This is a genomic window from Citrobacter sp. wls615, assembly GCF_005281355.1.
Lineage (GTDB): Bacteria > Pseudomonadota > Gammaproteobacteria > Enterobacterales > Enterobacteriaceae > Citrobacter > Citrobacter werkmanii.
The window spans coordinates 1-23,242 of record NZ_SZXM01000023.1 but is presented as its reverse complement, the minus strand read 5'-3'; the positions used below and the strand labels follow the sequence as shown (position 1 = coordinate 23,242).

The following is a 23,242-nucleotide window of genomic DNA, read 5'->3' as shown; positions in this document are numbered from 1 at the left end:
GAAGATCATGGGTTTGTTCGATAAACTGAAATCTCTGGTTTCTGATGATAAGAAAGACACCGGAACTATTGAGATTGTTGCTCCGCTCTCTGGCGAGATCGTCAACATCGAAGACGTGCCGGATGTAGTTTTTGCTGAAAAAATCGTTGGTGATGGCATCGCTATCAAACCAACCGGTAATAAAATGGTCGCCCCTGTTGATGGCACCATCGGCAAAATCTTTGAAACCAACCACGCTTTCTCTATCGAATCCGACAGCGGCATTGAGCTGTTTGTTCACTTCGGTATTGATACCGTTGAACTGAAAGGCGAAGGCTTCAAGCGTATCGCTGAAGAAGGTCAGCGCGTTAAAGTGGGCGACCCGGTTATTGAATTCGATCTGCCGCTGCTGGAAGAAAAAGCCAAGTCTACCCTGACTCCGGTTGTTATCTCCAACATGGACGAAATCAAAGAGCTGATCAAACTGTCCGGTAGCGTGACCGTGGGTGAAACTCCGGTTATCCGCATCAAGAAGTAATTCTTGCCGCAGAGAAGAATGGCGCCAGATGGCGCCATTTTTTTTATCTAACGGATGGCGGCGTTAAATTTGTGAGGTCATCGGCCGGTAACACGCCTCGCGCATCAGAATTTTCATCCCTTCCGGCCCGCTTTCCAGCATCCTCCTTTCGGAATCAGACACCAGCAGTTCACAATCATACCCACCCGCAATACCAAACATCGCCCGCGCTACGCAAATATCTTCCAGCGCCTCTGTCCCACTGGTATCAAAATGCCCGACTAAACGTCCATGCTGGCGTACTACCAGCCGATAACTCTTCATCGTGCCTCCCCTGCCGGTGGCAGAATTAATTCATCACAACCGCACTGATGCGTCCAGCTCATGACGTCCAGCACGCGCTGCGCGGCATCGTATGCCGCCGTAGTCAGCACTTTCCCCAGCACAATGCCGCTCACCAGTTCAGCACAGAACAGATCGCCGGTGCCTTTTAAATCCGTCTTCACCCGCAGGTGAGCGAACACCTCAACCGTTTCAGCCGTCACTACCGCCACATTAATATTCTCTTCGCTATCGCCCGGCGCGCTGGTGATCACCACCCATTTCAGCGTGTCGCTAAGCAGAGATTTTGCCGCTGCGATTGCTTCATCAAGCGTACGACACGGCTTGCCGCTCAGCATTTGGAGCTCGAATACGTTCGGCGTCAGCCCCTGCGCCAGCGGCAGCAGGCGCTGACGATAAGCCTCCGGGATTTCGGCTTTAACATACATACCGCTATCCGTATCGCCAATCACAGGGTCAACCAAAATGCACAGGTCCGGATGCGTGGCCCGAACGGTTTCCAGCCATTGTGCCAGCAAGGCGATTTGCTCCGCGCTGCCCATGTACCCTGTCGTCACCGCCTTTAGCTCGCGCAAGGCATCACGTTCGCTTAAGGCGCGCAGATAGCCGCTAAACCATTCGGGCGGAATAACGCCGCCATAAAAGGTTTCATAATGCGGGGTGTTACTGAACAGTACCGTGGGTACTGCCGTCACGCGTAATCCCTGCGCTTTAATGGCCGGCACAGCGATGCTGTTGCCTACGCTGCCATATACCACCTGTGACTGGACGGCGACGATATCGGTCTGTAATGCCCGATGCTTGTCGTCGAAGAGCACTGACTGAATATCACTCTCCTGCTCCATAAATTTCTCCTCTCGCTGGACAGCGCGCTTACGCCTCATTATTATCGTCATATGCTAAAATCCATTTTGTCATAGGTCAATAATGATCGACGGAAAAACCGCTAACGAAATTTTTGACAGTATCCGTCAACATGTTTCTACAGGCACGCTGGCAGCAGGAGAAACGTTGCCGCCAGTGCGGGAACTGGCAACGGAATTAAACGTGAACCGCAATACTGTCGCGGCGGCTTACAAACGTCTGGTCACCTCCGGGTTGGCACAGAGTCTGGGACGCAACGGCACGGTGATTAAGGGGATTACAGCCCCCGTTGCGCTGGAAGGTGGTAACCCAGATACTCCACTAATCGATCTTTCCGGCGGTAACCCAGCGCCCTCACGGCTTCCTGACCTGAGTAGTTATTTCGCGAAGATAAATAAGAACCCGCGTTTGTATGGTGATGCAGCCGTCTCCCCAGGACTCAAGAGCTGGGCCACGCAATGGATGCAGGATGCGATACCGGATCAGGGGGAAATTGATATCACCAGCGGCGCCATCGATGCCATTGAGCGGCTGCTATGTGCCCATTTACTGCCCGGCGATAGCGTGGCTGTAGAAGATCCGTGCTTTTTGAGTAGCATCAACATGCTGCGCTATGCCGGATTTACCGCCAGTCCAGTTAACGTCGACAGTAAAGGCATGCAACCCGCCATGCTGGAATGCGCATTACAGAAAGGCGCGCGGGCGGTGATTCTGACCCCGCGCGCTCATAACCCGACAGGATGCAGTCTGAGCGCATCCCGCGCGGCGCAATTACAGGAAATCCTGGCTCGCTATCCGCAAACGCTGGTGATCGTCGACGACCACTTTGCGCTGCTGTCCGCTTGCCGCTGGTATCCGGTGATTGCGCAGGAAACTGTACACTGGGCGATTGTCCGTTCGATGTCGAAAACCTTAGGCCCGGATTTACGCCTGGCTATCGTAGCCAGCGATCCCGTCACATCCGGGAAACTGCGTTTACGGCTCAACTCCGGCAGTCAGTGGGTCAGCCATCTGCTGCAGGATTTAGCCTGCGCGTGCCTGAGTGACGAGACATATCAACACACGCTGGCACAAACGCAGCAGTTTTACGCCGTCCAGCAGCAAAAGCTGAATACGGCTCTGCGCCAACATGGCATTGAACTGCCCGTCGGTGACGGTCTGAATCTGTGGTTATCGCTGGCAGATCACAGTCAGGAGATCGCTTTTGCGCTGGCAAAGTCTGGCTGGCTGGTTCGCGAAGGCGAAGTGTTCGGCGTCAATACGCCTGCACACGGTTTACGCATTACGCTGTCAACATTAGAAGACAGCGACATTGATAAGCTGGCGTTTGATATTCATCAGGCGCTAAAGCGCTAACAGGAGACAAAAAGTGCGAGTTCATTTTGTTATTCATGAGTCTTTTGAATCTGCTGGCGCGTACCTGCCGTGGGCCGAATCGCGCGGCTATACCATCACCTGGTCACGCGTATACGCTGGAGAAACAGTTCCCGCCAATGCCGATGGTTTCGATATGCTGGTCGTCTTTGGTGGCCCGCAGTCGCCCCGCACCACGCAGGAAGAGTGCCCATACTTTGACTCTCAGGCTGAGCAGCATCTGATTAACCAGGCGATTTCGGCAAGAAAAATCGTGGTGGGGATCTGTTTGGGTTCGCAGTTAATTGGAGAAGCGCTGGGCGCGAAGGTGTGTCAAAGCCCGGAAAAAGAGATTGGGCACTACCCAATCGTCCTGACCGAGGCAGGCCAACAGCACCCGTTGTTCAGCCATTTCGGCTCACCGCTTATCGTCGGTCACTGGCACAACGACATGCCGGGGTTAACCGACCAGGCGATAATTCTTGCTACCAGTGAGGGCTGCCCGCGACAAATCGTACAATACGGTAATTTCGTCTATGGTTTTCAGTGCCATATGGAGTTCACAGCTGACGCGATTGAAGGATTAATTCAGCACTCAGAGCAAGAGTTGGCTGAAGCCGAAGGGCAACGCTTCATCCGCCCGGTTGAAGAGATGCGCGCCTGGGATTACCAGCAGATGAATGAGAAGCTGTGGCAATTCCTTGATAAGCTGGTGGAAAAACGTAACGATTAATCATCCCTGGCCGGATAAAACATTATCCGGCCATCGTGCCAGGCAGTTACCTGATGGCGCTGCGCTTATCAGGCCAACAAGTTAAATTCCCAGCCCCTGGTTAAAGTGCTCTTCACCAAAGACGCCGGTCGAAAGGTAGCGATCGCCGCGATCGCAGATGATCGCCACAACTACCGCGCCGGGCGTGGCACGTGCAACGCGTAACGCGCCCGCGACCGCGCCGCCAGAGCTGACACCGCAGAAAATTCCTTCACGCACGGCCAGTTCACGCATGGTATTTTCGGCATCATTCTGATGAATATCCAGCACCTCATCCACCAGCGAGGCGTTAAAAATGCCCGGCATATATTCCGCAGGCCAGCGGCGAATTCCCGGAATACTGCTGCCCTCTTCCGGCTGCAGGCCAACGATAGTGACCGGTTTTTCCTGCTCGCGCAGAAAACGCGACACGCCGGTAATGGTACCGGTCGTCCCCATACTGGAGACAAAATGGGTGATGCGACCTGATGTCTGCTGCCAGATTTCGGGTCCGGTGGTGGTGTAGTGCGCGTACGGGTTATCGGGATTATTAAACTGATCGAGCAGTTTACCTTCTCCGCGTTCAGACATAGCGAGGGCTAAATCGCGTGCCCCTTCCATCCCCTGCTCTTTAGTGACCAGAATCAGTTCCGCGCCATAGGCACGCATTGCCGCCCGGCGTTCCTGGCTCATGTTGTCCGGCATCAGCAGCTTCATGCGGTAGCCCTTCAGCGCAGCGATCATCGCCAGCGCAATACCAGTATTGCCGCTGGTAGCCTCAATCAATACGTCACCCGGCTTAATTTCCCCACGCTTTTCCGCTTCAACAATCATCGACAGCGCCGCCCGGTCTTTCACCGAACCCGCAGGATTATTCCCTTCCAGCTTGACCCAAATTTCGCTGCCGTTATCCGGCGCCAGGCGTTGTAATTTCACCAGAGGCGTATTGCCAATTGTTTTTTCTAATGTGTTCACGTTTTCAGCTCGTAAAAAAGCCCGGTAAGCGTAGCGCCACCGGGCGATAACTATGCAAATTAACCTATCAGGCTGATTGCGCCAGGGCAAGTTCCTCTTCACGCGTTTCAATACGCTGGTCGCCGTTATACAAACGTGCATTTTGCAGTCCAACAAACAGCCGTTCACCGCGGCTCGGGGAATCATCGCCTTGCATGATGACCGTCAGCGGTTCGTTGTACCACCCGAGGGGTTGTACAACTAATTGGGTGTAGTGCCCCTTCGGACTGGCTTCCAACACCTGCACCGGCAGCGGCGAATCCAGGCTGGTACGGCGGCTCACATCCACTTCCCATGGACGCAGGAACAGATCGACCGGTCCCTGATAGCCAGGTGTATAGCCCAACGGCCAGCGGTGTGCGCCCACGTGGAACTGTCCGCCACGAATCGTCCCCTGCAGGCGGTTAACCTCGCCCATAAACTCCAGCACAAAACGGGTGGCCGGTTCGCGCCAGACCTGATCCGGCGCATCGGCCTGTTCAATATGGCCCTGGCTCATCACCACCACGCGATCCGCAACTTCCGTCGCTTCTTCCTGATCGTGGGTGACAAACACGCTGGTGAACTTCAGTTCCTCGTGCAGCTGACGCAGCCAGCGGCGAAGCTCTTTACGCACCTGAGCGTCGAGCGCGCCAAACGGCTCGTCGAGCAGCAGGATCTGCGGCTCGACCGCCAACGCACGCGCCAACGCCACACGCTGTTTCTGGCCGCCGGAAAGCTGCGCCGGGAAACGATCTGCCAGATGAGCCAATTGCACCATCTCCAGCAGTTTGGTCACTTTGGCTTTGATCGCCGCCGCGTTCGGACGCTCACGCCGTGGCAGAACTGTCAGACCAAAAGCGATGTTGTCGAAAACGGTCATATGGCGAAACAGCGCATAGTGCTGAAACACAAACCCCACCTTACGGTCGCGGGCGTGCAAACGACTGACGTCGGTGCCGTGAAAACGAATATGCCCGCTGGACTGATGCTCCAGCCCGGCGATGATACGCAGCAGCGTGGTTTTGCCCGAACCGGATGGCCCCAACAGAGCCACCATTTGACCTGAAGGAATATCCAGCGAGATATCGTTCAGCACCTGGGTGCGACCAAAAGACTTCTTAATATTGGCAATCTCAATGCTCATGATTTTCCTCCTGCTGCGCGCGTTTCTCCTGGTTCTCCAGGCGCCATTGCAACATGCTCTTCAAAAACAGGGTAATAATCGCCATCAGCGTCAACAGCGCGGCGGCGGTAAAGGAGCCGACGGCGTTATAGTCCTGCTCCAGTAATTCAATCTGTAGTGGTAGAGACAAGGTTTCGCCGCGAATCGAGCCGGAAACCACCGACACCGCGCCGAATTCGCCTATCGCACGGGCATTGGTCAGCACCACGCCATACAGCAACGCCCAACGGATATTTGGCAGCGTGACGCGGCGGAACATCTGCCAGCCGGAGGCACCAAGCAAAATCGCCGCTTCGTCTTCATTGCTGCCCTGACTTAACATTACCGGCACCAGTTCGCGCACCACAAACGGACAGGTCACAAACACTGTCACCAGCACCATCCCCGGCCAGGAGAACATAATTTGCAGGTTGTGTTCATCCAGCCAATCACCCAGCGGGCCGTTAGAACCGTAAAACAACAGATAGATCAGACCTGCGACCACCGGCGAGACGGCAAACGGAATATCCAGCAGCGTCAGCAGCAGTTGGCGTCCGGGGAAGTTGAAGCGAGTCACCAGCCAGGCCAGCAATACGCCAAACACCAGATTCACCGGCACCGCAATCAGCGCAATTAGCACCGTGAGCCAAATGGCATGCAGCATATCCGGGTCAGCCAGGTTCTGTAGTACCGGCATTAATCCCTTGCTGAACGCCTGCACGAAGATATAAATCATCGGTACCAGCAAAATAAAGGTCGATACCAGCATGCCCGTGCCGATCAGAAACCATTTACCCCAGTTAATACGGGGTGCGTCATAGCGTTTCAATTGAGTAATGTCTGCCATCAGTGACCTACCACGCGTCGACCGAAGCGACTTTGCAGGGTGTTAATTGAAAACAGCAGCAACAACGACGCCCCGAGGATCACAGAAGCAATCGCGCTGGCGGCCGGGTAGTCAAACTCCTGCAAGCGAACAAAAATCATCAGCGAGGTCACTTCGGTTTTCCATGCGATGTTCCCGGCGATAAAAATAACCGCGCCAAACTCACCGAGACTGCGGGTAAACGAAAGCGCTACGCCCGCCACCAGCGCGGGAGACAGCTCTGGCAGCACCACTTTACGAAAGCTCTGCCAGCGCGTGGCACCGAGCGTTTCCGCCGCTTCTTCATACTCCGGGCCTAACTCTTCCAGCACTGGCTGTACGGTGCGCACCACGAACGGAATGCTGGTAAAGGCCATCGCCACCGCGATGCCAAGCCAGGTGTAGGTCACCTTAATGTCCAGCTTCGCCAGCCACTCGCCGTAGAAGCCATTGACCGAAAACAGCGACGCCAGCGTCAGGCCAGCTACCGCCGTAGGCAACGCAAACGGCAGGTCCATCAGCGCATCCAACAGCGTACGGCCCGGAAAGCGATAGCGGGTTAAGATCCACGCCATCAGCAAACCGAACACGCCGTTAAAAATTGATGCCACAAACGCCGACAGCAGTGTCACTTTATAAGCCGCTACCACCTGCGGATTGGTAATCACTTCCCAATACTGCGCCCAGCTCATTTGCGCCAGTTGCATGACCAGCGCACTAAGCGGCAGCAGCAATATCAGGCAAACGAACAATAAGCTGGTCCCGAGGCTTAAAGTGAAGCCGGGCAGCACGCGTCGGGAGGAAACAGCAAACATTTACTTACGCCCCGCCGCCAACAGTTTGTCCAGCTCGCCGCCGCTGACAAAGTGCGTTTTCATCACCTCAGGCCACGCGCCAAACTTGTCTTCGACGCGGAACAGTTCGGTTTGCGGGAATTTATCTTTCAGCTTGTCCATCACCTGCGGGTTGTTCACGCGGTAGTAGAAATCGGTAATGATGGTTTGCGCCTGTGGGCTGTACAGCCAGTTCAGGTACGCTTTCGCCGCTTTTTCAGTACCGTTGGCCTGCACATTTTTATCGACCCAGGCTACCGGGAATTCCGCCAGAATGTTGACCTTCGGCACCACGACTTCGAAGCCCTGATCTTCATACTGTTTACGGATGTTGTTCACTTCCGATTCAAATGTGATCAGCACATCACCCAGGCCGCGTTCAACAAAGGTGGTCGTTGCACCGCGACCGCCGGTATCAAACACTTCGACATTTTTCAGGAACTGGGTCATAAATTGTTCGGTTTTGGCTTTATCGCCGCCGTCAGCTTTGTCCGCCGCGCCCCATGCCGCTAAATAGGTGTAACGCGCATTTCCGGAGGTTTTCGGGTTCGGGAAAATCAGCTTCACGTCCGGGCGAACCAGATCGTTCCATTCGTGGATATTCTTCGGGTTACCCTTACGCACTAAAAACGCCATGGTGGAATAGAATGGCGAGCTGTTATTCGGCAGGCGGCTTTGCCAATCGGCGGAGATCAGTTTGCCTTTATCGTGCAGGATCTGCACATCGGTGACCTGGTTATAGGTCACAACGTCAGCTTTCAGTCCCTGCAAAATCGCCAGCGCCTGTTTTGATGACCCGGCATGAGATTGTTTAATCGTCAGTTTGTCGCCGCCGTTATCCTTTACCCATTGCTGTTCAAATGGCGGGTTAAGGGCGGCAAACAGCTCACGAGAGACATCGTATGAACTGTTCAGCAGTTCCGTTGCCTGCGCCTGCCCCACCAGCAACAGCATTGCTGCCAGCGTCAGGGTTCTTTTTTTCAGTAAGTTAACGGCCATTGCGCACCCTTATAAATTTAATGACTTTCTTATGGTCATCATATTTATAACCAGTGCTAAAGGAGTAACGGTTTTATATACCGTTTGATGATTTGAAAGTTGAAAAGAGAATAAGGGGTACCTCCTCCCCATCGCGCGGGGAGGAGACCGGCATCAATCAGACGCCGACGCTAACGCTTTCAGGCAAGGTACTACCGCCATCAATGACGTTTTGCGTGCCAGTTAAATAACTGGACTCATCCGAGGCCAGGAACGCAGCCAGCTCACCGACTTCTAGCGGGCAGGCCAGACGACGCATCGGGATCGCTTTCGCCATTTCGGTTAATACAGATTCCGGATCGTCCGGATTGGACTGACGCGCAATATTTTCCGCCATCGGCGTGCGAACATAGCCAGGGCAAATGGCATTCACGCGAATACCGGACTGCGCATATTCCACCGCCAGCGATTTGGTTAAGCCGATAATCGCCGCTTTTGACATTGCATAGGCCGTTTCGCCCGGATCGGCCACCATATCGCCAGTCACTGAGGACATCATCACGATACGCCCGTCTTTGCGATCAATCATCTCCGGCAGCACGGCTTTCGTTACGTTCCAGACGCCTTTGATATTGATATCAATATGGAAGTCGCGATCTTCATCGCTCATCTCAAGGAAGTTGCCGAGGCGACATACGCCGGCATTGTTGACCAGAATATCGATTTTTCCTTCAACCTTCTTCGCGCGTTTCACCGCTTCCGTGACCGAAGCAAAATCTCTAACATCCGCGTGAACCGCAGTGCAGCGGTGACCGCGTCCTGCCAGCTCATCCGCCAGTTTTTCAATCTCATCGGAGATATCCAGCAGGATTAAGTTCGCGCCATGGCGGGCAAACGTTCTGGCGATCCCCTCGCCAATACCCTGAGATGCGCCCGTAATCAATGCTGTTTTGCCCGTGAGTTTTCCCATTTCAATATTCTCCTTTTGAATATGAAGCCTTCGCTTCATTCACGCAGAAGATACAGCAATAATAAATCGGTGCTGCGAAACGGCTCACTAATCAGTCCGGTCAATGAAAAAATATCGTCACCGCGGTTGTTTTTCGTTCGCTGACGCAACCGTTACGCGAACAGGTTGCTTTGTCTGCTCGACGTTTGCTGGCCCTAATAGTTTATCCGGCGTGCAGTCACGAATGATTTTGCCCCCTTTCATGACCAGCACACGATCGAAATACTTCAGCAAATAGCGACGGTGCGTCACCATGATCAGTGTCTTACCGCTGATAAAGTGATCGAGATGATCGAAGATACGCTGTTCGGTTATTTCATCCATATTCGAGGTTGGCTCATCCCATAAGTAAATCTGAGCATCGCTACTCAAACTACGCGCCAATAACAGCTGCTGGTTTTGCCCTGAGGATAAGTTACGCGCCATAAACATCACCGGGTAACGCAGCCCCATTGGATGCTGGAGCACAAAGGTACAGTTCGCCAGATTAAGCGCCTCGATCACCTTCTTGCGGTTGTCGCAATCTTTAAGGGCAAAGTTACTTTCAATGCTGCCGGTAAACAGCGTGTCGTTATTGGTCACCATACTGATAAAGCGGCTGAAAAAGTTCTGCGCCAGATGTCGGGTATTGTAGCCATCGTACATAATACTGCCCTCAGTAGGTGGACAGTAGCCAGAGAGCAGGGAAATCAGCGAGCTTTTCCCGGAACCACATTCGCCAATAATTGCCACCCGCTGCCCATGAGGAATATCCAGCGTCAGCGTATCCAGCGCTTTTGGTAATTGCGGATCGTACTGATAGCTCAGAGCGCGTAGAGAGATATCACCGCGCACGTTCACGATCGACTGCAGCAATTTTTGCTCATGTTCCTGCCCTGCCGGCATAAACATTTTCATTAAATCCGTAATGGTTTTATTGGTTGTGAAAATAGTAGAGAGCGTTGATGATAATCCCGAGATGATCCCTGACATCCGTCCGGAGACTATAACGGAAGAGACAATTGCCCCCGTGGTGATTTCTCCTTTAATGACCAGAAAAAAAGCGAAAACCATCAACAGGATCTGATTCAGACTCGACATCGCGCTGAGCGCAGACTGATAATAGACTCCAGCCTTGCGCAGTTTTAAGCTCAGCCATGACTGATTGTTACTGCTATTAACCCAATCAAGCATCAGGTTTTTATTGTTTAGGGTATGAATGGTACGTAAGGAATAGAGTAATTCAGTAATGAAAACGTTACGGTTTGACTGGCTCTCCTTCATTTTATCCATCAGCACTTCCGTATACCTGAAATATCCCCAGGCCAACAGTAGCGACACCACCATCATCATCACGGGTACTAACACCAGGGCGCCGAGATTAATGTAAATAATCACACAAAAAATAATAAATACCGGAATATCCGACACGCGCTGGAAAACAGAGTTTAACAATACCGGCTTAATTTTTTGGAATTCTGTCCAGAGAACAAAAACTGAGGACATAGAACTGCTTTTGGTGGTGTTGTAGATCAGCGCCTCGACAAAAGAAACATCAATATTGACATCCTCCTGACGCGAGACAATCGACTGATAGATATCTTTCGAGGATCGCAGTAAAAACTCAAAAACGATGAATACCAGCACGATACCGACCACCCCAAACAGAGAAGCGGTCGATGATCCGGGCACGAGCTTATCGTAGTAAAGATTACTGAAAACCGGGATCGTCAGCGCAAACAGGGCCATAAACAGCGAAGTGAAAAAATACTTACTGTAAAAAAATTTATTATTTTGCAGCCCGGATTTTAGTATTGAACTTATTTTTATCGATTCAGTCATCCCGCTTAAAGGCTGGATCAGAAAGACCGAAATCGTCTGGATGTTTTCTCTGGCGCACGCAACGACACCCAACTCGTTGTTACGCTTGACCAGCTGTAGCCCCCCTTCCTGGCACCCGACACACACCATCCATTGCATGTCGGAGGTTAATATAATCAGCGGCATATTTTCATTCAGCAAATCGTCGGGGCGCGAGAATTTCACCTCGTGAATCATCAGACCTAATGACAGAAAATAGTTTTTAATCTGTGCTTCATGGTTCGGATCGTTTTTATCATATTGCGACAGCGTGACCGGTATTTTTGCCTCATCTATTTCAATACGTGAATCGTGGTTTTTGGCGATGTATTGCATAACGCCAGCCAAGCCTAAATCATATAGCGTAAAATCATTCATAGAATTTGCACTCATTCCCCCGCACGTCCTGTACGGGGGAAACGGTTATTTATTGATGGTGATGTTGCTGATCGTCCTGATTATCTTCGACGCTCTGGCTAATGCTCATCACTTGTGCCGCGAAGCTGGCTGCTTCATGCGAAGAGGATTGATCCGCTGCAGAATGCGGCGCGTCACTCTCATCGCTGCGGGCGTTGTCCATGCCTGCAACGACGCTGCGGCTACTGGTATCCACCGTAAAGGCGATATCCTGACGTTCGCTATTCCCGGCACTGTCCTGCGTGCGCAACACCAGAGAATGTGGGCCATCCTCCAGCGCCACAGGCACGTCGAACTGAGTAGGGCCAGACGGCGAAGGCACCAGCGGATGAGTGACACCGTCCAGTTCAATGCTGGCATGGGTAATGCTGGCGTCCAGGTTGAACTCAAAGACCGGATGCGACGACTCCACTTCTATGGTGTCATTGGTGTCCTGCTCGCTACTGTACAGACTGCTGCGTAGCGACACCGGGTCATCGGTTCCAACATTCACATCGTGCGTCACAGTGCTGGTGTTACCCGCTACGTCGGTAATGGTGAAGGTAAGCTGATGCTCGCCCTGCGCCACATCCTCAAGCTGGAGATTCCAGTTACCGTCTTTGTCCACGTTTGCCGTCAGCACATCGCCATTATCCAGTGAGACGCTAACCAGGGCTCCCGCTTCGCCATGCCCGCTAAACGATAAGGTTGACTCATCGGTCTGCCAGGTTTGTTCCTGGCTACTCGTACCATCAAAAGTCACATCAAAATTATCGACATGGGTATCGACAGTGAACTCAACCGACTGGCTGGCAGTATTACCTGCCGCATCGCTGACATTCACCACCAACGTCCAAGTGCCTTCAGCCAGCGCCTCTTCAGGTGTCCAGGTCCAGTGGCCTGATTCATCCTGCGTGGCGCTGTGGGTTTCGCCGTTTATGGTCACCGTTACGGTAGTTGCATCAGGATCGATGTTACTCAGGATAAACGTTGGCGTGACGTCCTGAGTAATGTTGTCCCCTGAGGCACCGCTATCGCTGCCCGCATCCAGGGAAACTATCGGCGTGCTGATAGTAGTGTCGATGGTGTAATCCAGGGACACATCCGCGCTATTACCCGCCGCATCGGTCACGGTAACCACCAGCGTTCCGCTGCCGTCCGCGAGCGGGGTTTCCGGCGTGTAGCTCCAGTGACCAGACTCGTCTTTGGTTGCCGCATGAGTTTCGCCGTTCAGCGTCACCATCACCGACGTGGCATCCGGGTCGATATTGCTCAGGATAAAGGTCGGCGTCGTATCCCTCGTCAGATTATCACCCACCGTACCGCTATCGCTGCCCGCATCCAGGGAAACTGTCGGCGTGCTGGTAGTAGTGTCGATGGTGTAATCCAGGGACGCATCCGCGCTATTGCCCGCCGCATCGGTCACGGTCACCACCAGCGTTCCGCTGCCGTCCGCCAGCGGGGTGTCCGGCGTATAGGTCCAGTTACCCTGTTCATCTTTGGTTGCGCTGTGCGTTTCGCCGTTCAGCGTCAGCATCACCGACGTGGCGTCCGGGTCGATATTGCTCAGGATAAAGGTTGGCGTCGTATCCCTGGTGATATTATCCCCTGCCGTTGCGGTGTCACTGTCCGTATCCATCATTACTGTTGGTGTGCTTAGCGTACTGTCAATGGTGAAATCCAGTGAAGATTCCGCAGTGTTACCTGCGCCATCCGTGACTTTCACCTTCAGGGTCCAACTACCGTCTGACAGCGCAGTTTCCGGCGTATACGTCCAGTTACCCTGCTCATCTTTGGTTGCGCTGTGTGTTTCGCCGTTTAGTGTCACCATCACCGAAGTGACATCCGGGTCAATATTGCTCAGGGTAAAGGTTGGCGTCGTCTCATTCGTCAGGTTGTCACCGACATCACCGGTATCGCTGCTGGCATCAAGAGCCACCGTCGGCGTACTGATACTAGTGTCGACGGTGAAATCCAGGCTGGACTGCTTAGTATTCCCTGCCGCATCGGTTACTTTCACCTCAACGGTCCAGTTACCGTCTGCCAGCGGGGTTTCTGGCGTATAGATCCAGTTACCCGAAGCGTCTTTGGTCAGGGTTTGCGTATTGCCGTTTAAGGTCACCTCTACCTTCGTCACATCAGCGTCAACGTTAGTCACGACAAACGTCGGTTTAACGGTTTGCGTGATATTGTCGCCCGCCGTACCGGTGTCGCTAGCAGCGTCCATGGTAATGGTCGGTGCGCTAAGCACGGTATCAATGGTAAAACTAAAGGACTGCGTCGCCGTATTTCCTGCCGCGTCCGTGGCGCTCACCTGAACGTCACACACGCCGTCACTCAGCGGGGTGCCCCATGTTATGGTCCAGACTCCATCACTGACCTTCGTTGCCGGCACCATCGTTCCATCAATCGTTACGCTCACCGCAACGACATCCTTCTCGATGTTGCTAAGTACCAATGTCGGCGTTGAGTCGTTGGTCAAGTTATCGCCCTGAGCACCACCGTCTGAGGCCACGTCCAGCGCTACGGCTGGCGTGGTGAACATCACATCCAGGTCGACAGGAACACTGACATTAGTGGCTGAATCCTCCGCCTGAATGCTGATTTTACCGCCATCAGGATAGTTAATCGCGGTACTCCAACTGCCAGAATTATTGACATTAACCGTGGTGATAACGTTGCCGGACTCATCCTTGATGACAATGGTTGTTCCCGCTTCCGCCTTACCTGAGAGGATCCATAGAGTCCCCTCTTCGCTCCAGGAAGAGATCTCTACCGTTGGCGCCAATGGCGCAACGCTATCGACCAGAATGTCATGGTTAATGGTTTGGGTATTGCCGGCCGTATCTTCAATGGTAAAGGTTAAATTGCTTGTCCCTTCAGGCAACGCGCTGGCATTGATGCTCCATGTGCCGTCGGCGGCAACTGTGGTGGTAGCAACCACCATCCCTGCCACCATCAGGGTAACGGTCGCCCCAGCCTCTCCCATGCCATTAAAGGTTGGCGTGCGGCTGTTAACCACCCACTTATCGGCCGAACTGTCTTTGTCGTCCTGCACGTTGGCGGTGAACTGGCTAATTGAGGTATCAATCACTATCGTGAAGGTTGAGACGGTACTATCGTTCCCCGCACGGTCTTCTGAACTCACCTGAACGGTCCAGGTCGCATCACTAAGCAACATCGGATTAACGTTTACGCTCCACGTTCCCGTACCGTCTGCCCAAACATTGCTAACAGTCATCCCATTAATCTTAACAGTGACATAGCTGTTAGCCTCAGCCATACCGCTCAGCTTAATACCTGCAGAAATATCATTGATGTAAATCGTACCATCAATGGTGTGGTCAGCGACGCTCTCTCCGTTAATGTTGTCCAGCGTGATGGAAGTATTGTTGACCGTATCTATCGTGAATTTCTGATCCCCTGTGGTAGCCGTATTCCCTGCCGCATCGGCGATATCAAAGCGGATAGTATGGCTACCGTCGTTCAGCGCTTCAGGGATGGTATATTGATAGTTCCGTCCGCTGATCGTAATGGTTTCAACATACTTACCGTCAATATAAACCTTAACCGGTTGGCCCGTTTCACCGTTGATTTGGAACGTCGGCGTCGTTCGGGCGGTAATAAAATCGTTAGAGTAGAGACCACCATCAGGATTCATTTTATCCAGCTCAATCCAGGTGCTGGTATCGACGGTCACCAGAATACGTGCAGATTCTGCGGTATTGCCCGCCGCATCTTCTGCTATCACACGGATAGAATATTCACCGTCCGCCAACGTAGTTGGGTATTGCCACGTCCAGTTCCCCTGGGCATCCACCGTTACCGTTGCTACAGTCTTTTCATCCACCAGAATAGAAACCGTCGCCCCCGGCTCTCCCGTACCATGGAAGGACGGCGTATTAACGTTGGTAATATTATCGTCCAATGAGCCTGAGTTAGACACATCATCAAGATTGATGGTTGGATAATCGGTGTGGCTGTCCAGAGTAAAGACTAACGGATCGCTGGTCTGACTGTTTCCGGCCACATCCGTGATCTGCACTGTCAGGCTGTAATCACCATCCTCTTTAAGGATCAGCGGTACCGTCCAGCTTCCGTCTTCAGCCACTGTCCCCTGACCCACCGCTTTACCATTGAGATAGACAGTAATGGTTGACCCCGCTTCCCCCACACCGGAAACATCCAACGCTTTGTCATTAGTCAGCGCGGGAAGTGAATCAACGCTAAAGCTATCAATCACCGTATCAATAGTAATCGTCGTGGTGTTACTGGTGGCCGTATTTCCTGCGGTATCTGTTGAAACCATTCTGATGTCATATTCGCCATCCTCGCTTTCTGGCATCGTCCAGGAGATCGTACCCGCTGCATCAGCCGTCACGGTAGCCACTTTGACATCGTTAACATAAATCTCGACCGTCGCATTAGCATCGGTCACCGCCGTCAATGTGGGTACATTGACATTGGTGATAGCATCCGTAATTGCCGCGCTGTTTGACATCTTGTCGAGGACAATATCGGTGATACTATTTTGCGTATCGCAGACAATATCAATATTTTTAGTCGCTGTGTTCCCCGCCGAATCAGTTTCAGTCACCACAAAGGTTTGTGAGCCTTCCTCAAGGGCTATTTCACTGCTCCAGTCGCCCTTATCATCTGCGGTAACCGTCGCCAGTATTTCTCCGCTGGTGTTGGCAATCGTTATTACCGCCCCCGCTTCTGCGGTACCGTCCAGATGCACCAGTGTTTTATTGGTAATATTATCAGTAGCGCTACTACCACTATCATCGGTATCCCGTAGTTCAACGGTGATCGGCGTGATATAGGTATCGAGAATAAAATCCTGTGGACCAAAGTTTTCCGTATTACCCGCCACATCCGTTACCGAGAAACTGATCTCGTGCTCACCGTCAACACCAATACCCGGAATAGAAACCACCCAGTTGCCGTCGCTGGCAGCCACCGTTTCCACGACGGTACGACCATCTATGATAACCGTAATATGGGCCCCAGCTTCAGATGTTCCCCTGACTACCGGTGTATTCGAATTCAGATACCCTTCGTCGTTCAGCCCGGCAATTTCCCAGACCAATGGGACGACATGGGTGTCAATCACCAGGCTTGCCGGATCCGACTTCACCTCTTCGCCGTTATTGGGGTTGATAATGCTCACTTCAACGCTATATGTGCCTTCCTCCATTTCCGGCAAATTGAAGTTGTAGCGACCTGTGGAATCCGTTGTCGCGGTACCCACCACTTCACCATTGACATAAACAGTGATGGTATTGCCCGGTAGCGAAATCCCGGTGATCGATGGTGTCGTGTCGTTAGTCACAAAGTCACCAATAGAGCCGCTATCTGACCCGGCCTGCAGTTGCAGCGTCGGCGGATCAACATCCACTAACGGGATAATGAAGGTGAAATCTGTCTCTTCTGAAACGTTGCCGGCCTTATCGGTCGCAATCACACCGATGACATGATCGCCGGAGGTGATAGCGCTCGGCGGCGTCCATGCCCAAGAACCATTGCTGTCAACCGTCACGCTGGCCACGGTAACGCCATCGATGATAATGGTGAGACTCGAACCCGGTTCAGCCGTACCGCTGAATTCCGGCGCCAGATTTAACGCCTCGTGTGAGTTTTCAGGATCGGACGCCGATAGCGCTACTACCGGAGCATTGACCACGGTGTCAATTTCAAAGTTCACACTGGTGGTGGCGGTGTTGCCCGCCTGATCGATAGCGGAAACGGTAATGGTATACGATCCATCAACCAGATCGTCCAACGTAACAGACCAGCTGCCATCCGCTGCTGGCGTGATTTCCTGCGTCTGGACGATGGCACCTTTATCATCGGTAACAAGGATAGTAAGCGTGGCATCTTTATCGGTCTGCCCGCCAAACGTCGGTGAGGTATCGCGCGTTAGCTTATCGCTTTGTGAAGTACCGGTATCCGACGTGGCAAGCAAATCGAGGGAGAGGGAGATCTGCGTATCCACGGTGAAATCTATACTGCTGTTTTCAGTATTTCCCGCAAGGTCAGTAACAACCACGGTGGCCGTGTAATCGCCATCCGCCAGTTTTGAAGGCTGGACACTCCACTGCCCATCGTCACTTTGTACCGCTGCATATTTTATCCCATTAATCTCGACATATACGGTATCCACATCATCCGGGATGCCAGAAAGGATAAACACAGGTTGTGTATCGTTGGTCAGATTGTCGCTGTCGCTGGCTCCGGAATCACTGGCGCTATCCATATCAATGGACGGTACCGGTATCTGAGTATCCACAGTGAATGTTAGCGTTTCAGTCTGGTGGTTACCTGCCACATCAACTATTTCCACACTGATGGTCCAGGTTCCGTCTGCCAGCATCTCGGCAGTATAGATCCACTGCCCCTGCGCGTTCTGTTCAAGCGACGTCGTCTTACCATCCAGCGTAACCGTTACGGCGGACAGCGTTTCACCGGCGCTGATTTCAAAGCTCGGGGTATTTACGTTAGTCAGGTTATCGTTGGTATCACTGCCAGTATCGTCAATGAGGATAATGGCAGGATCGGTGAGCACAGTATCAATAACAAAATCATAGGTCGTTGATGCACTGTTCCCTGCGTTGTCGGTAAACGTCACCACTACGCTGTAGTTACCATCAGTAAGATTCTCAGGTACCCGCCATTGGGTAGTACCGGGTTCCAGAGACCAGGTTTGGTCCCCGAGTTTCACTGATATGCTGGCAATATCTTCCGGCTCACCGCCGATAGTAATCATCGGTGCCGTGTTATAGGTGATGCTATCTGCAGTATCTCCACTGTTGGATGCCTCATCCATTCCGACAACCGGTGGTGGACAGAAGGTATCCACCGTAATAGAAATGGACGAAGATTTGCTGTTACCCGCATTATCTTCTGCGGTCACTTTAACAACGTAAACACCATCGGCCAACGCATCGGCCTGCGGGATCTGAACGCCCCAGACGCCATCCTTCTGGGTGGCATTATACGTTTTACCGCTAATAGTCACGGTAAGGCTATGAACATCGCTGTCCACATTGCTGATGACAAAATACGGGGTGGTGTCTTTGGTCAGATTATCATCTGCCGAGACCCCCGTGTCGCTCTCAGTATCCAGATCGATAGCAGGAATATTCAGCGTGGTATCGATGACAAATGAGACCGACGTTTCTGCCGTGTTTCCTGCTTTATCCACCACGTTGATGTATAGCGTATAGCTGCCGTCCGCCAGCGACGGTGTCTGGTACAGCCACTGTCCCGTTTCATTTTTAGCCAGCGGCGAAGCGACGCCATTCAGGGTTACGCTGACCGATTCGACATCAGCAGGAACGCTGACCTCAAACGTTGGAGCATTATTATTAGTGATATTATCGGTATCCGAATAGCCGGTATCGTCACCAACAATAAAATCGACGCTCACGGATGTTTGCGTATCGACAGTAAAGACCAGACTCGTATCCTGGGTATTGCCAGCCTTATCAGTGACCGTCGCCGTTAAGGTATAGTCACCGTCACCCAGCGGCTGAGGTGGCGTAAAGCTGATCGGCTGCGCTGTTAGATCAATAGGATAAGAGATACCATTGAATGTTACGACCAGGCTATAAGCATCGCTGTCAATGGAGCTAAAATCGAAGGTCGGCTGGGTATTGCTGGTATAATTATCGGTATCACTACTACCAGAATCATCCTCAGGGCGCAGATCAACGGTAACCGGATTTAGCGTGGTATCAACCGTGAAGGTAAAGCTCTCTTGTGTGGTGTTACCGGCCTTATCGGTGACGTTCACCACAATAGTGTGCTCGCCATCGGGCAACGCTGACGCGACGGTATAGGTCCACTTACCGTTGCTTGCACCAAGATCGACAGCTGTACCGCCGTCCAGCGCCACCGAGACATGGGAGACATCATCCGGGACGTTAATTTGGAACGTTGGGATCGTATCGTTGGTTAAATGGTCGTCGGAGGAATAACCGGTATCTTCTGACATGACGATGCTGTCAATTACCACAGTCGTATCAATAACAAAATCCAGATCCGACGAACTCACGTTCCCGGCCTTATCCGTTGCCGTCACCACTATGGTGTATTCGCCATCGGCCAGTTCCGGCGTTTGGAATACCCAACTACCCTGCGCGTCTTTCGTTAGCGGATAATCGTTGCCGTTTAGCGTCACGACAACCTGATAGATATCACTGTCGATATTACTAATCACAAATTGCGGGCGCGTGTCAGACGTCAGGTTATCTTCAGTGCTATCGCCAGAATCAGAGCCCGTCATCAGATCAATCACCGGTGCACTCAGCGTGGTATCAACCGTAAAGGAGAGTGTTTGCGTCTGAGTGTTACCGGCCCGGTCCTGGATATCAACCGTCAGCTTGTGCTCTCCATCCGCGAGTGCGGATGACGGCGTAAAGATCCAGTTACCGCTACCATCCTGCACGAGCGAAGTTTGCTGACCATCCAGCGTAATGACCACATGCGTCACATCGCCGTCAACGCCACTAATGATAAACGACGGTTTATTGTTGGTGGTCAGATTGTCCATGGCATCGTAACCAGTATCATCCCCCGCCTCAAACGCGATCGTAGGCACGGAAAGCTGGTTATCAAAGGTAATCGTTTTGCTATCGCTGGTTTCATTACCCGCCGCATCCTCTACCGTGACAACAAGGGTATAGTCGCCAGAAGTCGAAAGCACCGGAGAAGTCACCGTCCAGTTACCGTCGGCGTTTTGCACCACGCTGCACTCAAGGCCGTTAATTGTCGCCTTAAGGCTGATCACATCCTCAGAGGTTGTCACGCTAAATACCGGCTGACTGGCATTGGTGATGCCGTCAGAGGAGGAATCCCCGGTATCCGTTGTCAGAATGATAGAATTAATCTCCACCGACGTGTCGATGGTAAAGCTATAATCTGAGGTCCTTTGATTACCGGCATTATCCGTCACCAGTACCTCCAGAGTATACTCACCCTCCGTCAGTGCGGTATCAGGGGTAAAGATCCATCGACCATCTGTCTGCTTCTTGACGTTAGTGGTAATACCATTCAGCGTGACGTCAACGCTGTACACATCCTGCGGAATATTGCCCAGTTCAAACGTCGGTTTGGTGATGTTAGTCACGTTATCGCCCGCAATACCACTGTCATCTGCCGTTGCCATTTTGACGGTAAGCGGCTCAAGCGTGGTATCGACGGTGAAACTCTGCTCACGGTTAGCGGTGTTTCCGGCTTTATCTGTGACGGTTACCTCCAGCGTATATTCCCCATCCGCCAGCACAGACGGCATCGTCACCACCCATTTACCGTCCTGGAATATAGCATCCTGCGTTGTCGTTCCAACGCTGACGGTGACAGTTTGCGCATCGGCGGGTGCCGTAATAGCAAACGTTGGGGTGGAATCGTTGGTCATCCAGTCGTTTTGCACCCCTGTATCACTTTGCAGGGTGATACCGTCCACGCTGGTGGTGGTATCAATAGTCACGGAGAGTGACGTTGTCTTTTCATTACCCGCATCATCAACAACCCGCAGTTCAGCCTGCCAGACCCCATCAGGCAAATCGGCTGGAAGAGTAAAGATAGCGCTGCCATTTTCAACCGTAATAGGCCATGTCTGACCGTTAATCGTCAGTGAAACGCTGACAACGTCACTATCAAGATTACCGATCACGAAGGTTGGGCGGACATCCGACGTAATGTTATCGGAATCGCTATACCCGCTGTCGCTCTCACTTGAAAGTTGCAACGTTGGTTGAGAAAGGGTTGTGTCGACCGTAAAGTTGAGATCCTTATGGCTGCTATTACCCGCTTGATCCGTTACGGTAACCGTAATGGTATGCGCTCCGTCAGCAAGCGCTGCGGTAGAAAAATGCCACGTTCCATCACTCTGTTTGGATGCGTCACCAGCCGCTTTACCATCAATTGCAATGCTGACATGCGTGACATCATCCGGCACGCCGATCGCGAACTCAGGCGTATTCACGTTGGTCTGGTTATCGGTGGAGCTTGAGCCAGTGTCATCCAACAACACAATTGAATCTATGTAAGTGACCGTATCGATTTCAAACGCTGCTGCATCAGAGGTACTCTGATTACCCGCCATATCTTCAACCATGACGGTAATCGTATACTGCCCATCATCCAGCTCGACTGGACAGATCCAGGTCCCGTTTCCGTAGGTTTCACTATCCAGCGTCCAGCTACCTTTGTAGCTGCCGTCGTTGCTCACGATCGCTATCGTTATCGTATTGGCGTCATCAATATCCACGCCGCTAAGCTGGAATTGCGGCTTCGTCTCATTAGTCAAGCCATCAGTCTGGCTATCGCCCGAATCAGAGACAGTAGCGAGCTCGACTGCCGGTTTATCAACAAGAGTATCGATAGTAAAACTAATCTGGCTGTCGGCACTGTTGCCTGCTACGTCAGTCACCGTCACTGTTGCGGTATATGTGCCATCTTTTAATTCATCCGGCAGGGTAAATGAGGTTCCTTTACTTAGATCAATCGTGTAATGCTGCCCAGTGTTCAACGTCAGTGTGACCGTGGCGACATCGGCAGGAATATTGCTAAATGTAAACGTTGGGGTTGTATCCGCTGTATAGTTATCATCTGCTTTAGCCCCTGTGTCTGAGGCTTTATCCAGCGCAATATTGACAGGCAGAACCTCTGTATCCACCGTCACGGTCAGTTCCGTGGAGTTCGCGGTGTTCCCCGCGTCGTCGGTGACCTGCACGGTGATGCTGTAGTCGCCGTCCGCCAGTTCCGGCGCGGTAAAGCTCCACTTCCCGTCCGCCAGCGTCGCCGGGTAGGACGTGCCGTTGATAATCACCTGCACCTCCGTCACGTCGGCATCGATATTGCCCAGCGTGAACGTTGGCGTGGTGTCGTTCGTGATGTTGTCCGTCGCGCTGCTGCCGCTGTCGCTGGCGTCTGCCAGATCGAGGGTCGGCACCGAGAGCGTGGTGTCGACGGTGAAATTCAGGGGATCGGAGGTGGCCGTGTTGCCCGCCACGTCGGTCACGGTGGCCACGATGGTGTGGTCGCCGTCGGCCAGCTCGCCGGACGTGATATACCACTGCCCGTCCGCGTCCTTCGTCGCCGCCACCGGGATGCTGCCGTCGATGGAGACCATCACGCTGACCGCATCCGGGTCGGTGCTGATGGCAAAGCCCGGGGTGGTGGCCAGATCGAGGGTCGGCACCGAAAGCGTGGTGTCGACGGTGAAATTCAGGGGATCGGAGGTGGCCGTGTTGCCCGCCACGTCGGTCACGGTGGCCACGATGGTGTGGTCGCCGTCGGCCAGCTCGCCGGACGTGATATACCACTGCCCGTCCGCGTCCTTCGTCGCCG

Annotated in this window: 13 protein-coding genes; 3 read left to right on the top strand and 10 right to left on the bottom strand. The window is 52.8% G+C overall.

The window, feature by feature from the left end; all coding sequences use genetic code 11:
* The first annotated feature begins 7 nt into the window (after positions 1-7).
* On the top strand, positions 8-517 hold the full coding sequence (gene crr, locus FDX04_RS07110) for a PTS glucose transporter subunit IIA (RefSeq protein ID WP_000522253.1): 510 nt from the start codon (positions 8-10) through the stop codon (positions 515-517).
* Positions 518-580: 63 nt separating this feature from the next.
* On the opposite strand, the gene FDX04_RS07105 is transcribed toward crr, so the two are convergent.
* Both FDX04_RS07105 and pdxK read right to left on the bottom strand, forming a co-directional pair.
* On the bottom strand, positions 581-820 hold the full coding sequence (locus FDX04_RS07105; protein WP_038642483.1) for a hypothetical protein: 240 nt from the start codon (positions 818-820) through the stop codon (positions 581-583).
* Positions 817-1,683 carry a pyridoxine/pyridoxal/pyridoxamine kinase gene (pdxK, locus tag FDX04_RS07100; protein WP_137360906.1) on the bottom strand — a complete coding sequence of 289 codons (867 nt, stop codon included), beginning with the start codon at positions 1,681-1,683 and terminating at the stop codon, positions 817-819. The genes FDX04_RS07105 and pdxK overlap by 4 nt, the downstream gene beginning before the upstream one ends.
* A gap of 82 nt (positions 1,684-1,765) precedes the next feature.
* On the opposite strand from pdxK, the gene ptsJ reads away from it, so the two are divergent.
* On the top strand, positions 1,766-3,058 hold the full coding sequence (ptsJ, locus tag FDX04_RS07095) for a transcriptional regulator PtsJ (RefSeq protein WP_137360905.1): 1,293 nt from the start codon (positions 1,766-1,768) through the stop codon (positions 3,056-3,058).
* 13 nt (positions 3,059-3,071) lie between these two features.
* Positions 3,072-3,788: a type 1 glutamine amidotransferase gene (locus FDX04_RS07090; RefSeq protein WP_137360904.1), complete on the top strand. Its 717-nt coding sequence runs from the start codon at positions 3,072-3,074 to the stop codon at positions 3,786-3,788.
* An 81-nt stretch (positions 3,789-3,869) separates the two neighbouring features.
* Here FDX04_RS07090 and cysM read toward each other — a convergent pair whose 3' ends face one another.
* The 8 genes from cysM to FDX04_RS07050 all read right to left on the bottom strand — a co-directional run.
* The gene (cysM, locus tag FDX04_RS07085) at positions 3,870-4,781 is read right to left on the bottom strand and encodes a cysteine synthase CysM (protein ID WP_042306932.1); all 912 of its coding nucleotides are present in this window, start codon (positions 4,779-4,781) and stop codon (positions 3,870-3,872) included.
* A 67-nt stretch (positions 4,782-4,848) separates the two neighbouring features.
* Positions 4,849-5,946: a sulfate/thiosulfate ABC transporter ATP-binding protein CysA gene (cysA, locus tag FDX04_RS07080; RefSeq protein ID WP_003038066.1), complete on the bottom strand. Its 1,098-nt coding sequence runs from the start codon at positions 5,944-5,946 to the stop codon at positions 4,849-4,851.
* Entirely contained in the window at positions 5,936-6,811 is an 876-nt protein-coding gene (cysW, locus tag FDX04_RS07075) for a sulfate/thiosulfate ABC transporter permease CysW (RefSeq protein ID WP_042306930.1), read from the bottom strand. Before cysW ends, cysA begins: the two co-directional genes overlap by 11 nt.
* Entirely contained in the window at positions 6,811-7,644 is an 834-nt protein-coding gene (cysT, locus tag FDX04_RS07070) for a sulfate/thiosulfate ABC transporter permease CysT (RefSeq protein ID WP_038642497.1), read from the bottom strand. The genes cysW and cysT overlap by 1 nt, the downstream gene beginning before the upstream one ends.
* Positions 7,645-8,661, bottom strand: a complete 1,017-nt coding sequence (locus FDX04_RS07065) for a sulfate ABC transporter substrate-binding protein (protein WP_137370690.1) — start codon at positions 8,659-8,661, stop codon at positions 7,645-7,647. It lies immediately after the preceding gene.
* A gap of 157 nt (positions 8,662-8,818) precedes the next feature.
* Entirely contained in the window at positions 8,819-9,610 is a 792-nt protein-coding gene (ucpA, locus tag FDX04_RS07060) for an SDR family oxidoreductase UcpA (RefSeq protein WP_042306926.1), read from the bottom strand.
* Positions 9,611-9,727: 117 nt separating this feature from the next.
* A complete protein-coding gene (locus FDX04_RS07055) occupies positions 9,728-11,881 on the bottom strand; it encodes a peptidase domain-containing ABC transporter (RefSeq protein WP_371415435.1) in 2,154 nt (717 codons plus the stop codon).
* A gap of 34 nt (positions 11,882-11,915) precedes the next feature.
* A partial coding sequence (locus FDX04_RS07050; protein WP_137370689.1) for an Ig-like domain-containing protein occupies positions 11,916-23,242 on the bottom strand: 11,327 nt, incomplete at its 5' end.